The sequence below is a fragment of the Candidatus Bathyarchaeota archaeon genome (assembly GCA_026014735.1).
GTDB lineage: Archaea > Thermoproteota > Bathyarchaeia > Bathyarchaeales > Bathycorpusculaceae > Bathycorpusculum.
The window spans coordinates 783,177-797,599 of the sequence record JAOZHT010000001.1; the positions used below are offsets into that span (position 1 = coordinate 783,177).

Genomic DNA, 14,423 nt, shown 5'->3' on the forward strand with positions numbered 1-14,423 from the left:
AATGGAGTTCCCCGCGTTACTCTTGGTATTTCTGATAACAAGCTTAAGCATACCCTTCGTTTACTGGACTGGAAAGAAATCAATCAAGGGCGCAGCAGCGTTTGTTGCTTCAATCGCAGCAGTAAACATGGCTCTAGTCGCCTCCACCATCCCCACCGTCATGAACAGCGCGGAACACCAATACTTTGAAACTTACACGTGGATACCAGACATCATCAACACAGAGTTCACCTTATTTGTGGACGGCATAAGCGTTTCAATTGCCCTCATCAGCCTGGCACTCATCTTCGTAGCCTCCATATACTCCATCAACTACATGGCAGGCAAAAAGAACCTCCCCGCCTACTACGCCCTACTCACCATGCTCAGCGTAGGCTTGATCGGCGTGTTCCTAACCAGCAACATGATCCTGTTCTACTTCTGCTGGGAACTCATGCTGGTCCCCGCCTACTTCATAGTCGGCGAATGGGGCTACCGCAACAGCTACAAATCCGCGTTGAAACTCTTCATATTCACCCATGCAGGTGCAGTCTTTGTGCTGCTGGGCATCGGAGCACTCTACTGGCTAACAGGCTCCACAGATATGTTCACTGCACAAAGGGGTTTGTTAACATCAACTGTACCTGACGCCGTCAACATCGCTAAATACGTCCTTATCGCTTTAACCGCGGGCTTTGCCGTAAAGATGGCTGTGTTTCCAGTGCACCTCTGGCTCCCCGACGCCCACTCAGAAGCACCCGCACCCATGTCTGCCCTGCTCAGCGGCGTCATCATCAGCGCCGGAGCTTACGCGATACTACGTCTCTCCTTCGGCGTCGTGTTCCCCGCCGTCGGCGTGGCATTCGGCACAAATTTCCTCCATGTCCTGACAATCTTTGGCATAGTAACCGCCTTCTTTGGCTCACTGCTCTCGCTGGTCGCAACCGACATTAAACGAGTCATCGCGTACTCCTCAATCGCGCATATGGGCTACATTATGTTCGGCCTCTCACTGTTCCCAGTGGCGCTGGCAAGCGGCAACCAAGTGCTTCTGGCATCGGCAACCTCAATCGCAATCGTCGGCACCGTCCTGCACATAGTCACCCACGCAGCAAGCAAGGGGCTTTTCTTCCTCACCGCAGGAGGCGTCATGCACCAAACCGAAAAACGCGACATCCGCGAAATGGGCGGCCTCGCCAGCAAAATGCCCTTCTCCGCGGTCTCAGGAACCATCGCAGCCCTCAGCATCGCAGGTGCCCCGCCGCTGGCATGCTTCATCAGCGAATTCCTCATCTTCGTAGGCGCATTCCAAATCATCAACACACCCGGCGGCAGCTTCTACATCTGGCCCACAGCAATCATGCTCATCGCAACCGTGTTCTCCTTGGCGTACTCGCTAAGATTCATCTCCAAAGTATTCCTGGGACAATCCAAGGACGAAATGGGCCTGGTTGAAGTTGCCCACGACGCACATGGCAGCCAAAGCCCCGCAGAAGCCAAACCTGAGGGACATGGCCACAAAATCATCGATATACCCAACTACATGAAGGCGGCTCTGGCAATCTTGGCGGTGCTGGTTGTGTTAATCGGCATTTACCCAACCTTCTTCATGCAACTAATACAGACGGTGACATTTGGTTAGGTGAAAATGTATGGTTACACTAATTGACGTCATATTACCCATCTTCACTCTGATAATCGCAGCGCTACTAACCATCCCCATCTATAAGGTAATCCGCAAAAGCAGCACCCACCGAACAGCGTTGACGCTGGCATGGGTCCTCGCTGTCTTTGCCATAGCCTGCTTAACCGTCGCTAACCTTACGCTCAGCTACTACAGCGTATCCAACCCCGGCGCCATAACCTTAACTTTGGATGGCTCAGCTGACGCCGCAATCAGCACCTCCTTCCTAGTCGACGCCATATCCATCTACATGGCCATCATAATGGTCGCCGTCGCCGCAGTCGTAGTCATCTACACCGTGTTCTTCATGAACACCAACGAGCGCCCCTCAGACCGCTACCTCGCCATCATGCTCATACTCACCGCCACACTCATAGGCGCAGTCCTCGCAGGTGACCTGTTAACCTTCTTCATCTTCTGGGAAGCCGCCACCGCAGGCGCAGCGTTCTTGATGATGTACCGCAAAAACGCCTTCAGCCTAAACGCGACCCTCAAGTACCTGGTTATGGTCATCATTGCCTCAGCGTTTGTGCTGCTGGGCTTATCCATCGTTTACGGCATCACGGGCACACTCAACTACATCGCGCTCCGCGACGCCTTAGGCACAATATCATCAGCTAACATGAACTTGCTCCTAATCGCCTTCGTCTTCGTTGCCGCCGGCTACGCGATTGAAGCAGCAATCGTTCCCTTCCACTTCTGGCTCCCCGACGCATACACCGCCGCCCCCGCGCCCTCAGCCGCGTTCCTCTCAGCGCTTGTGGACCAGGGCAGCTACTACATCCTCATCCGCATCCTACTCTACATCGTGCTTCCACCCAGCCAAGGACCCATCGACTGGACAATAATGCTGGCTATACTGGCAGCGTTAACCATGATTGTAGGCAACATCTTTGCGCTTATCCAAAACAACATCAAACGCCTCATCGCATACATCTGCGTCGCAGACGTCGGCTACAACCTCGTCGCCATCACCAGCGCAACCAGCCTCGGATTAGCAGGCAACCTCTACTTCTTCCTAATCGGCGCCTTAACCACCGCAGCAGCCTTCATGGCAGTCGGTATCATGAACCGCCATGGCTTCCACACACTCGAGGACTTCCAGGGACTCGGCAAAAAGATGCCCTACTCAAGCATCGCCCTGGTTTTGGCGGGCCTTAGCTTCGCGGGTGTTCCGCCTCTAGCGGGCTTTATCGCTAAATACTTCGTGTTCACCGCAGCCATCACCGTAGACCTCACATGGCTAGCCGTCATCGGCGTCTTAACCAGCGTGCTGCAAACCGCATACATATTCCGCCTCATCAACATCATGTACGGCAAACCATCAAAAATCACCACCGACATCAAAGAAAACAAATACGTGCTCATCCCCGTCTTCATACTCGTCATCGCCATCTTCATCCTGGGCCTCTTCCCCAACACGGTGCTCCAGCTAATCCAGCCAGCAACAACACAGCTACCCTTCATAACACCATAAACCCCCGCCCTCCTTTTCTGTGGGCACCGGGCTTTCTTAATTTTCATAAACTCAAAAATGTGGGTCTAAGCCATACAGCAACCACATCGCCTATAGCAACCTCCAAGAAAGCAATAATAATGCTTTAAAAAAATCGGCTTTAAGTTGAACTATTAGTTGACTCTATATATAGAGGGGGGGTAGAGCTGGCAGAGCAACAGTTACTTCCTGATCTGTCCCTCGCCCACAACCACATACTTGGTGGTGGTCAAGTGGCGGATGCTCATGGGCCCCCGAGCATGCAGCTTCTGAGTGGAGATGCCGATTTCAGCGCCCAGCCCAAACTGGTTACCATCCGTGAAGCGCGTTGAAGCATTCCAATAAACCGCGGCGGAATCCACCTCGTGCAGAAACCGCTGCGCTTTGCTAAAGCTGCGGGTTATGATGCTGTCGCTGTGGTGGGTGCCGTATTTGTTTATGTGGGCTATGGCTTCGTCGAGTCCGCCGACGACTTTGACGCCGATTTTAAGGTCCAAGTATTCGGTGCCCCAGTCCTCTTCAGTGGCGGCTAAAACGTCGGGCACGATTCTTTGGGTTTCTGCATCGCCCCTAACTTCCACGCCGTTTCTGCGTAGCTCAGCAATCACCACTGACAGGTAGCTTGCGGCGATTTTTCTGTCCACAATTAGCTTTTCGGCGGCGTTGCAGACGCCGGGCCGCTGCACCTTCGCGTTAATCACAATCGGCGTAGCCATGGCAAGGTCGGCTTCTTCTTCCACGTAGATATGGCAGTTGCCTGTGCCGGTTTCGATAACGGGAATCCGCGACTTCTCCACAACCGTGTTAATGAGGTCTGCGCCGCCCCTTGGAACCAGCACATCAATGTACTTGCGCATACCCATCAGTTCCTCCGCGACTTTTCGGTCAGGCGAATTTATGATTTGAATCGCATCCACAGGCACACCGGTACCCGAGACCGCACCACGCAGAACCTCGCCTATGGCAACGTTGCTGTTTAGGGCATCTGAGCCGCCCCGCAGAATCACGGCGTTGCCTGATTTAATGCAGATGCCGGCGGAATCGGAGGTGACGTTGGGGCGGGATTCATAGATGACGCCGACAACGCCCATGGGAACACGGATTTGGCTGATTATCAAGCCGTTGGGGCGCGTCCAAGTGGCGAGGACTTCACCTATGGGGTCAGCTAAAGCGGCGACTTCACGGAGCTCCTTTGCCATGGTGACGATTTTCTTGTGGTCCAGCGCCAACCGATCCAGCAATGAAGCTTTAACTCCCCGCGACCGCGCGGCTTCCACATCGAGTTTGTTGGCAGCCAAAACCTTCTCCTCAGATGCCTCCAACGCGTCTGCCATGCGGCACAACGCAAGGTTTTTGGTGTCGGCGGAGAGCTTGCCCATCTCGAAGGCGGCGGCTTTGGCTTTTATGCAGATTTCCTCTATCATTTGGCTTCCTCGCTTAAGTGTATGTTTTTGTGCTCTATTACCTCTTTGGGTTTATCCGCGCCGAGTCTGCGTTGGACCTCCGATACCTGCAGCCCCTTTATGAGGTTTAGCTCTGCGCTGCTATAGTTGGGGTTGCCCCGAGCGAATCCGACGCCCCTCTCGTCTGCAAGCACCACCACGTCGCCTTCATTGAAGGTTCCGAGGACACCCACAACGCCTACGGGGAGCAGACTGGCGCCTTCCAGTATGGCTTTTTTTGCGCCCTCATTCACCTGTATGGTGCCTTTCACTGCGGCGCCAAAGGCTATCCAGCGCTTAACAGCAGGCATTCTCTGCTGAGGCTTAAAGTAGGTGCCTACCTCTTTGCCTGCTAAGATATCCACAATCACGTTTATGCGGCGGCTGTTAGCGATGACCAGGGGGATGCCGCAGGAAGTGGCGATTTCGGCGGCTTTAAGTTTGCTTTGGATGCCGCCTCTGCCCCGTTTACTTTTGCCTTTAAGCCTTGTTTTAAGGTCATCGCTGACCATATCAACGGTTTTAATTAACTGGGCGCCCGGCTCCGAAGGGTCAGCAGTGTAGAGTCCCTCCACATCGGAGAGGATAATCACCAAATCAGCGCAGATGGCGCCTGCCACAAGCACTGCGAGGTTGTCATTATCGCTAAAATTTACCCTATAGCCCTCCGCATGCAGCAATTCATCAACGGAGGTTACATCGTTTTCGTTAATAATCGGGATTACTCCCACTTTAAGTAGCAATCCAAGCACATCGCATGTGTGCACGTATGAGGCGCGGTTGGAGAGGTCCTCGGCGGTGAGCAGAATCTGCGCCACCTTCAAGTCATGTTTCTGGAAGAGCTTACGGTAAAGCGCCATCAGTACGCTTTGCCCCGTGGCTGCGGCGGCTTGCTGAAACGTCACATCCTTGGGTTTAGGGGGAATGCCTAGTTCCTCTATGCCTGCGGCGACTGCGCCTGAGCTGACCAGCACGATTTTGTCGCCTTGCCTGTTGGCTGCTTCAATTTGGGCGGCGAGGTTTGCCATTTGATCCTGGTCAAGTTTGCCGTCGCGGGTGGTTATTCCGCCGGTTCCGACTTTGACTACGATTAATCTTTGAGGCATATTTTTCACGTTTGGGGGTTCGTATTTGGTATATGTGGGGCTTGCTTAAAAATGCAATCAAGTCCCCCTCCAAAAGAATCGCTGATTATGCATCCGAGCTAGAGATTTTATCATAATTTAGCATTAAAAATGCTAGCAAATTTTATAAGGAAAATGGGCATGCGTTCATGTCCATGTACATACCCCTACAAACACTAACCTTTCTGGATAATCCAAACGTATTCTGGATTGCCCCGATAGCTGGCATAATCGCAATAATAACATCCCTTTTACTCATGCGGAAAATCAACAAAATAAGCCCCGGATCACCAAAAGCCATCGAAGTAGGCAACGCTATCCGCGAAGGCGCATATGCGTTCCTAAAGCGACAGTACAAGACCATCACTGCAATTATCGTGATACTGTTTGCTTTGATTGCGGTGGCCCTCGGCATTGGAACCGCGGTTGCTTTTCTCATAGGCGCAGTTTTCTCGTTAGCTGCAGGTTACATCGCCATGGATAACGCAACCAAAGCCAACGTCCGAACGGTTTCTGCAGCCAAAAACGGACCCAACGCTGCCCTCCAAACAGCATTTTATGGCGGCGCAACGATGGGTTTTGCTGTAGTCGGTTTATCCTTGTTGGGTGTAAGTTTACTGTTTTTAGCTTATGGCGGCTGGGATGTCCTTTTTAGCGGAACATTCCAAGTTGGCTCACAGACCGGTATTGAAGTTGCAAGCGCCATAGTCGGTATGGGTTTTGGCGCCTCGCTTGTTGCCCTATTCGCACAGTTAGGCGGCGGAATCTACACTAAGGCCGCTGACGTCGGCGCAGACCTAGTCGGGAAAGTCGAAGCCGGAATCCCCGAAGACGACCCCCGTAACCCCGCAGTCATCGCAGACAACGTCGGCGACAACGTGGGAGATAGCGCTGGACGCGGAGCAGACCTCTTCGAATCCGCGGTGGGCGAAAACATCGGTGGCATGGTTATCGGTGGACTCGTCAGCGCAGTAACAGGAAACATACTCTTCTTGATATTCCCACTGGTTGTCCGCGCCTTAGGCATCTTTGGAACCCTAATCGCCATGCCCTTCGTAAAGCTAAAGCCCAACGAAGTGCACACCCCAATGAAAGCCCTCCGCAAAGGACTCAACGCAGCCACCATCGTTTCAGGCATCATGTTCCTAGCCGCTTCCATAGCGTTCTTTGGAGAAAACTGGTACTACATCTTCGGATGCTTGCTAACTGGCCTAATTTCAAGCGTGTTAATCGACCAGATCACAGATTACTACACAGGACGCGACAGAAAGCCAGTTAAATCCATCGCTGAAGCAAGCCAAACCGGAAGTGCAACCAACATCATCACAGGCTTCGCAGTCGGATTAGAAACAACGGCATTGCCAATCATAACCCTAGTCATCGCATTACTGGTATCCTACGTGTTAGGTTCCCAGTTTGGAGCAGCCGTCGGCATTGACCCCTACACAGGCGGAGTCTACGGAACGGCACTGGCAACAATGGGTCTGCTTGCAGTCATGGGCACAGTATTAGCCCTCGACGGCTTTGGTCCGATCGCTGACAACGCAGCCGGCATCGCAGAAATGGCAGGCGAAACCTCCGGCATAGAAACCATGGAAGCCCTAGACGCAGTCGGCAACACAACCAAAGCGTTAACCAAAGGCTTCGCGTTGGGTTCAGCATTACTTGCAGCGCAGCTACTCTTCCAGACTTATGCAACCGAAGCCATGGCTAAGCTGAATCTATCAAGCTTTGTTGTCAACATCGCCGAACCAACAGTTCTAGTCGCAGGTTTCATCGGCGCAATGATACCCTTCCTCTTCAGTGCACAGGCAATCAGCGCAGTAGGCAAAGCCGCATCACAAATGGTCGCCGAAGTTAGACGCCAATTCAAAGAAATCCCCGGAATCATGGAAGGCACCGGCAAACCAGACTATGGCAAAGCAGTTGACATCAGCACCAAAGCAGCCCTCAAAGGCATGGTTATACCCGGCGTAATCGTGGTGGCAGTTCCAATCATCGTCGGTATCCTCTTAGGGCCAATTGCGGTCGGAGCACTCGTCATCGGAGCAACAATCAGCGCGGTACCACTGGCACTATTCATGAACACAGGCGGCGGCGCATGGGATAACGCAAAGAAATACATCGAGGCAGGCCACTTCGGCGGCAAAAACAGCCCCGCTCACGGCGCAGCAGTAGTCGGCGACACAGTCGGCGACCCACTTAAAGACACAGCTGGACCAAGCCTACACGTGCTCATAAAGCTCCTCAGCACCCTAAGCATCGTGTTCATCCCGCTGTTCCTTAACCTGCTACACCTGATCTAAGCAGCCAAAAGGGAAGTTTCTTTTCTTCCCACCCTTCTTTTGTTTCTGTCTCTATACGTTATCTAATGGTGTACTCTGTGGCACGGCGCCGCTGTAGCCTTCTGCTTTGGTTTTTTTTGCAATCTCCATGCCTGCGTCGGTGAGGTAGAAGAGTTTATAGCGGTTGCGTCCATCCCTTGTCGCCTTTACTTCCTCCCGAAGCAGACCCGCATTAACTAATACCTCGCATTGCAGGATATCCTTTGACCCCGTTGGAGTCCCTAAACTCTCATCCAGCAAGCTTAGGTAATGTCGCCTGCTGTCATAAACCGCGATTAAGCAGCCCTTAAGCGCTTCAGTTTGGGTTCTCATGTACCCGCAGATATAATCCTCTAAAGTTTCAACCATAAAAAACACCTAAAAACCGACATTAAGTCTAGGATAAGAAAGGATTTAAGGTTTTGTCCACTCCTGTTGTGGCAACAAAGAAGTGGATCAGCTTGAAAATCGTCGAGAAAAACCTCCATCAGGGCTTCGTTAAAGTCGTCGCGGACACCTCAGATGACCTCTGGCACCTCTACAACGTCATCTACAGAGGCGACGAAGTCTACGCTATGAGCAGCCGCGCCATCAAAACCGACAGTGAAAGCAGCCGCCCCAAAAGTGCTGAACGCGTCACCGCATTCATGGGTGTTAAGGTGGAGTCGGTGGGCTGGGACAAGTTCCTGGGGAAACTGCGTGTCCACGGCTTAATCATCCATGCCCCCGATATCATCCCCACGGGCGCCCATCATACCTTAGCCATCGCGCTTAATCAGCAGATGACCATCGTCAAAAAAGAGTGGCCCAAGCATCTTCTGGACCGATTAACTAGAGCCAGCGAAGTCGAGAAGCCCCTTTTGATTATATCCATAGACGATGAGGGCTTTGCCATAGCCGAAACCAAGCAGTACGGCTACGAAACCCGCGTGGAACAGCGTATGCGGCTGCCCGGTAAACAGGACGCTGATAAACGCGTCGAAGCCACCAAAGCCTACTTCCGGCTGGGACTTGACAGCCTCGAGAAGCTCTGGCGCGTCAAATGCAACCCCATAGTGGTCATAGGCGCTGGATACGTCAAAAACGACTTTGTGAATTATCTGCAGGACGAATCCAAGGAGCTCTTCAAATCCGTGGTGGACATCAAAAGCGTCAACAATGGCGGCACCGCAGGCATCGATGAGGCACTGCGTTCGGGTGTTCTGCTTAAGACCGCGCATGATTTGCGTATTGTGGAGGAAACCGAGGTTATGGAGGAAGTTATGAAGCGCCTAGGCAAGGGCGAGGGCACCGTAACCTATGGCCTTGAACCCGTCGAGAACGCGGTGTTGATGGGGGCCGTGGAGAAACTCATCGTCGCTGACACCACATTGCGCGACGCCGACGAGGAGATGCGGGTTAAACTCGAGGATTTGATGCGTCAAGTGGAGAAACGCAACGCCTCCGTAACCGTGGTAAGCACCGAGCATGAAGCGGGTTCTAAGCTGCTTTCTCTGGGCGGCATCGTTGGTCTGCTACGTTACCCCCTCTACCGTGAGGCAACAAGCTAAAATGGAAGCATGCCTTCAGATGGGTGATTGCCATGATGTCTCCTGACTGGAAATACGCTGAAACCGTCCAGAAACGCATAAGGATAACCCGCGTTGACCCCAAAAGCCACCACGTCGACGCATCTGACCTTGACTTCGGCGGGCACCTCTGCCTAGACGCCGACGCAGCGCTGGATCTGGGTAAGGTTAAGCGGGCAAAAATCTATGTCGCCACCATCAAGGTTTACCATGCCGAATTCACCGATGACCTGGAGCGGCAAATGACCGAGTCCGCGCTGGGCGACATAGAGCATCTGCGGGCAATCCAAGCCATGAAGGCGACGGGTTCAGCCTTAACTAAGCTGCAGTTGACGGCTCTTAAGCACTAGCCCATCCACTGCCTGCACCTCTGCCGCTTACGCACAGACCTCCCTCCCCTTACATAAAGCAGCAAGCCGTTTTTCTATAGTTGTTGTTGTGGGAGACCCCCCTTTACACAACAACAACCCAAGGTTTGTGCCAAACAATCCGATTTGGCTTCAGGCTTTAGGGCGCACTGCAGGCTGGTTGTGCAATTTGCCACAAGCAGAACACCCAAACACCACCCACCCCTCTCTCTTCCTCGAACCACTAATAGAAGCCAAATATGCCTGAACCGATCTTCCCCGCTATAGGTGAAATCAGTCATAGTAAAACTCGTTTTATGTTTAAGTAACAAACTTGGAAGAGTCTGCACGCTGAGATTTAAGGAAATGTTATATGCACAAGGGACAACAAGCCTGTATGGCTGCTTTACTTTCAAGCAAACGGAAAAAAAGCTTTATCGCTATCGCAGTTATCCTGCTTGCTTTCTCTATCCTCGTTATCGGCGGGATAGTTTTAAGTCAGTTATCCAATGCTAACTCGGAGCCTAAACCGCTTGAAATGGAGGATTCCACCTCATTTCAAGTGATTCTGCTGATAAATCAAACAAATGCATTGCAAGACGGCTATTTGCCCGCCCAGGTAACCGTAATAACCTCCGAGGAAAACGAAAACTCCTCCTTAATCTTTGAATCAAACTTGCCCGATTTAGAGTGCCAATTCAGTCCTCCAATAATTAGCTCTAACGGCACAAGCACTCTGTGGATACATGTACCCGAATCTACACCGACGGGCAACTACACCTTAACCATCACTGGCCAAAGCAATCAAAGGGCAGATAACGATTCCTGCGTCCTCTCAGTGGTTGACACGTCTGTTCTGAACCGCGCTGTCACTGTCCACGGGTTTGCCATCGATGCACGGAACCCTCATGCCGTCTTAGATTCGATACTGTTTGTAGATACTGAAACTGGTCAAGGAGAAATCCGACAAGCTATAAGTGGCAATTACGGCGCTGCCCTGTTAAATCAGCACATATACAATGTTACAATAAAAGCAACCCGAATGGATATAACGCCGCATCAACCACTCACCTATAAAACAGTGCTGTATGTTTATGCTCCCGAAGGCGAAAACTCAATGTATTCAAGCTGGTGTATCCCAGATTAGAGGATAAATTATAACGAAGCGGATAACTCACCAATCACTTTAACAACTCTCTCGTCGCCAGCTTCATTTGCATAACTACGTTTTTGTATCTCTTCGCTCTTTTGCGTTGGTGTGGTAGCTTTGAAGGTTATTCCGGTACTTGACCTCTTAAACGGCTCCGTCGTGCATGCAGTGAGGGGGCAGCGCAGCCAATACATGCCCATCAAAAGCGTGCTCAGCAAATCCGCCGACCCAGCCGAGGTTGCAGCATCATTCAAGGCGCTGGGCTTTTCGGAGCTCTACGTCGCCGATTTAGACGCCATCATCGACTGTACCCTCGCCTTCCCCGTAGTCAAACGCATCGCCGCGCAAACCGGACTCTCGCTGATGGTGGATGCTGGCGTAACCAGCCTCGACCGCGCCCAGCGGCTGCTCAGCGGCGGCGCTTCCAAACTCGTCGTCGGAACCGAGACGCTGCAAAGCAAAAGCTTCATTTCAGAAGCCATCAAGCGTTTTGGGGCAAACCGCGTCGTGGTCAGTTTAGACATGAAGGGCACTCAGGTAGTGGCTAAAGCGGGGTTTGACGGCAGCAAAGAGCCCCTGGCGCTGCTGGAGGAATTCCGTGCGCTGGGCGTGGAGGAGGTTATTGTGCTGGATTTGCTGCGCGTGGGCAGCGGCGAAGGCGTCAACGTCGAATTCATCCGCCAAGCCATCGGCGTCGGCGTTAAGGTTGTTGTGGGCGGGGGCGTCCGCGGCATAGAAGATTTAGTTGAACTCAGACAGCTGGGGGCGTCTGGGGCGCTGGTGGCCTCGGCGCTTCACAGCGGCAAAATTACGGTTGCAGACCTCAAAGCAGCCGGTATGCTGCCCTAAACCCGCCTCAAAAGGCACACGATGCCGCCAAGCTGCGTTAACCGTGCGCCGGCTCCGGATTCAGCATCTATCACGCGGGTTTTAACTTGGCGGTTTTGGGCAACCTGCATGAGGCGGTGCACCCGGTTTTTCTGGCGGCTCTCGCTCAGGTACTGGTTGGTGAGGAGCAGGTAGTCGGGCTGGGGTTTGCCGGGGAGCTGCTGGTCAAAAATGAGGTTTTCGGCTTCAACCAGCGAGAAAGAAACCAAATTCTCGTTTAATCTGCGCTCCAAAAGCTCAAGCAGATTCTCCGTTTCCTCCGCGGCGTTCTGGGCGATGAGCTCTTTGAAGCTGGGTTTCTGGGTTAACGCGGCGACCTGCGGCGGCGCCGAGGCTGAGCCGGCTATCAGGGCAATGGATACTTTGTTTGTACCCGAAAAAAGCCATGCATGATGCCCCGATAGGTGGTTTTGGAGTTCCTGCCCAAAGCTGCTGCGGGGCGGCGAGGCAATGATGATGCTTCGTACGCCTTCTTTTAGGGTGGGGCGCAGGGCGTTGATGATGGCTTCGTGGAAGTTGTAGAGGCCTTTTTGGTCGCGGCGGTCGGGCAGGGGGATTTGCTGTTGGTGTTTGGCGACTTGGCTGAAGATTTGCCAGATTGATGCGTGGTCAGCTTCGACGCCCACGAGGACCGCGACGGGGTAGCCGCGTCTGTAGCTTTTAGGTTTCATAGTTTTCAGCTTACTCTCTGTGTATGGGCTATTTTAGATGTTGCCCTGTGCATGGAACGGCACGTTTATGAAAGCCAACGCCGCCTAGTAAATGGATGCTTATGGTTAAAATCTCAACGCAGCCAGAGCTCAAAGAAGAACTCTCCAAAACCAAGACGGCGATGGCGCTCTTCTACGCCAACTGGTGCGGATACTGCATGCGTTTCCTGCCCAGCTTCCAGCAGTGGGTAGACGGGCAGAAATTCGAAGCCGTCATCTACGTGGTCCTCGACGACTACGATAGCCCACTCTGGGACGACTTCCAAATCTCAGCGGCGCCATCGGTGATCTATTTTGTCGACGGCAAAGTCAGCAGGCGCCTAGACGCCAAACTGGGCAGAGGCATAACCCAAGCTGACTTTGAAGCTTGGATAAAAGACTTCAAGCTGCAGCGTTAAGCCCTATAGCCCGAGAGCAACGCAACCTCGAGCCATTTCCAGCTGCAGTCCACATCGACGTAGCCTATTTCGCGGAGCCACCCAAGTTGCGTTTCCACATTCTGCAGCCGATTGGATGGGTCTTCGGTTTGGGGGGTTTGCCCTATTTTGGCTATGAAGCGGCTGTGCAGCGTCGGCGTGGGGGAGCTGACGTGTTCGAGGTTGCAGAAGACGCCGCCCGCGTTTAGGATGCGGTGGATTTCGCTGTAAAGCTGCTTTTTGCGTGGGTCCTCAAGGTGATGGATGGCGAGGCTGGAAACGACGGCGTCAAAGCAGCCCAGATCCGGCAGCGGCTCGCTGAAATCGTGCCTAACGATGGTTACGCGGGGTTTGTCTTTGAAGTTTGCTTTAGCCTCCGCTAGCATTGGCATGGAGAAATCCAGCGCCACCCCCTCCGCCTCAGGGTACTTAAGCAGCACCAGGGAAAGCAACCTGCCGTTGCCGGTTCCTAAATCCAAAACGCGCCTGCAGTTGGCGGGAAGCAACTCCAGCAGAACTCCCTCGCCCTCGACGCGGTGCGGCAGCTTATCTGCCCGGGAAAGATACTCTAATGCATGGTTGACGTTTTGCCATTCGCTTCCGTTGTGAGCCATAGGTTTTGCCTCAATGGTGCTTGCTGCACCTGTTTTATTATAGGTTCCCCCGTTTATCTCCTGAATTTATGATGCAGCAAAAACAAACCTTATATTTCCAGGCAGAGTTTTTATGGGGAAATATAGAGAGGGATTTTGAAGAGATGGAATTTTGTCCCAATTGCGGTTCACGCCTCGAAATCAGAAAAACCGGCGTCGGCACCAACTTTGTGCTCTGCTGCGCAAAATGCAACTACACCAAGCAGCCAGAGGACAAAAAGGTTGAGGCACGCACCGGCGCAGTCATCCAGCCTAAGCCAAAGCCCTTCATGACGGTTGTCGGCAACGAAGACGAAGTTAACACGATGAGCAAAATCAAAAAGCAATGCGAGAAATGCGGCAACTGGGAGGTCTACGTGTGGATGGTTCAGACGCGGGGCGGAGACGAAGCCATGACGCAGTTCATGCGGTGCACTAAATGCGGTCACACCTTTAGGGAATACGCCTAAAAAACGCTTATTCGTCTGCATCTTTAGAAAGATATTAAAGGCTAACTGACATAAAATCTGTACTGATGATTATGCCCAGCAAGCAAGGTAAACCTCTAACTAAAAAAGAGAAAGACGAGAAAAGAAAGGCCAAGAAAGCAAAAGGAAGCAAAACCGAGAAAAGCTAAATTAGCCTTTAAGTTAGCTTTTCCCTT

Annotated in this window: 14 protein-coding genes; 9 read left to right on the plus strand and 5 right to left on the minus strand. The window is 52.6% G+C overall.

What is annotated here, in order from left to right:
- Nucleotide 1: 1 nt before the first annotated feature.
- Together NWE93_04010 and NWE93_04015 are read left to right on the plus strand one after the other, a co-directional pair.
- Nucleotides 2-1,621: an NADH-quinone oxidoreductase subunit M gene (locus NWE93_04010; GenBank protein MCW3999384.1), complete on the plus strand. Its 1,620-nt coding sequence runs from the start codon at nt 2-4 to the stop codon at nt 1,619-1,621.
- A 10-nt stretch (nt 1,622-1,631) separates the two neighbouring features.
- A complete protein-coding gene (locus tag NWE93_04015) occupies nt 1,632-3,140 on the plus strand; it encodes an NADH-quinone oxidoreductase subunit N (protein MCW3999385.1) in 1,509 nt (502 codons plus the stop codon).
- Between the two features lie 200 nt (nt 3,141-3,340).
- On the opposite strand, the gene NWE93_04020 is transcribed toward NWE93_04015, so the two are convergent.
- Together NWE93_04020 and proB are read right to left on the minus strand one after the other, a co-directional pair.
- Complete coding sequence (locus NWE93_04020; GenBank protein ID MCW3999386.1) at nt 3,341-4,582, minus strand: glutamate-5-semialdehyde dehydrogenase; 1,242 nt, start codon at nt 4,580-4,582, stop codon at nt 3,341-3,343.
- Complete coding sequence (gene proB, locus NWE93_04025) at nt 4,579-5,706, minus strand: glutamate 5-kinase (protein MCW3999387.1); 1,128 nt, start codon at nt 5,704-5,706, stop codon at nt 4,579-4,581. The genes NWE93_04020 and proB overlap by 4 nt, the downstream gene beginning before the upstream one ends.
- Before the next feature lie 167 nt (nt 5,707-5,873).
- Between proB and NWE93_04030 the strand changes: the two genes are divergently transcribed.
- The gene (locus NWE93_04030) at nt 5,874-8,030 is read left to right on the plus strand and encodes a sodium-translocating pyrophosphatase (GenBank protein ID MCW3999388.1); all 2,157 of its coding nucleotides are present in this window, start codon (nt 5,874-5,876) and stop codon (nt 8,028-8,030) included.
- Between the two features lie 51 nt (nt 8,031-8,081).
- On the opposite strand, the gene NWE93_04035 is transcribed toward NWE93_04030, so the two are convergent.
- On the minus strand, nt 8,082-8,417 hold the full coding sequence (locus tag NWE93_04035) for a hypothetical protein (protein MCW3999389.1): 336 nt from the start codon (nt 8,415-8,417) through the stop codon (nt 8,082-8,084).
- Nucleotides 8,418-8,470: 53 nt separating this feature from the next.
- Here NWE93_04035 and NWE93_04040 point away from each other — a divergent pair, with 53 nt between their 5' ends.
- From NWE93_04040 to NWE93_04055, 4 genes are all read left to right on the plus strand, one after another.
- A complete protein-coding gene (locus NWE93_04040; protein ID MCW3999390.1) occupies nt 8,471-9,598 on the plus strand; it encodes an mRNA surveillance protein pelota in 1,128 nt (375 codons plus the stop codon).
- Nucleotides 9,599-9,630: 32 nt separating this feature from the next.
- Complete coding sequence (locus tag NWE93_04045) at nt 9,631-9,966, plus strand: hypothetical protein (protein MCW3999391.1); 336 nt, start codon at nt 9,631-9,633, stop codon at nt 9,964-9,966.
- 394 nt (nt 9,967-10,360) lie between these two features.
- Nucleotides 10,361-11,110, plus strand: a complete 750-nt coding sequence (locus tag NWE93_04050; GenBank protein ID MCW3999392.1) for a hypothetical protein — start codon at nt 10,361-10,363, stop codon at nt 11,108-11,110.
- Between the two features lie 120 nt (nt 11,111-11,230).
- Nucleotides 11,231-11,962: a HisA/HisF-related TIM barrel protein gene (locus tag NWE93_04055; GenBank protein MCW3999393.1), complete on the plus strand. Its 732-nt coding sequence runs from the start codon at nt 11,231-11,233 to the stop codon at nt 11,960-11,962.
- Here the strand turns inward: NWE93_04055 and NWE93_04060 are convergent.
- Complete coding sequence (locus NWE93_04060) at nt 11,959-12,672, minus strand: hypothetical protein (protein ID MCW3999394.1); 714 nt, start codon at nt 12,670-12,672, stop codon at nt 11,959-11,961. The two genes, NWE93_04055 and NWE93_04060, sit on opposite strands and share 4 nt — an antisense overlap.
- A 101-nt stretch (nt 12,673-12,773) precedes the next feature.
- On the opposite strand from NWE93_04060, the gene NWE93_04065 reads away from it, so the two are divergent.
- Nucleotides 12,774-13,109: a thioredoxin family protein gene (locus NWE93_04065; protein ID MCW3999395.1), complete on the plus strand. Its 336-nt coding sequence runs from the start codon at nt 12,774-12,776 to the stop codon at nt 13,107-13,109.
- Here the strand turns inward: NWE93_04065 and NWE93_04070 are convergent.
- Nucleotides 13,106-13,741 carry a class I SAM-dependent methyltransferase gene (locus NWE93_04070; GenBank protein MCW3999396.1) on the minus strand — a complete coding sequence of 212 codons (636 nt, stop codon included), beginning with the start codon at nt 13,739-13,741 and terminating at the stop codon, nt 13,106-13,108. The genes NWE93_04065 and NWE93_04070 overlap by 4 nt on opposite strands.
- A gap of 143 nt (nt 13,742-13,884) precedes the next feature.
- Here NWE93_04070 and NWE93_04075 point away from each other — a divergent pair, with 143 nt between their 5' ends.
- A complete protein-coding gene (locus tag NWE93_04075; protein MCW3999397.1) occupies nt 13,885-14,229 on the plus strand; it encodes an RPA12/RPB9/RPC11 RNA polymerase family protein in 345 nt (114 codons plus the stop codon).
- Nucleotides 14,230-14,423 lie beyond the last annotated feature (194 nt).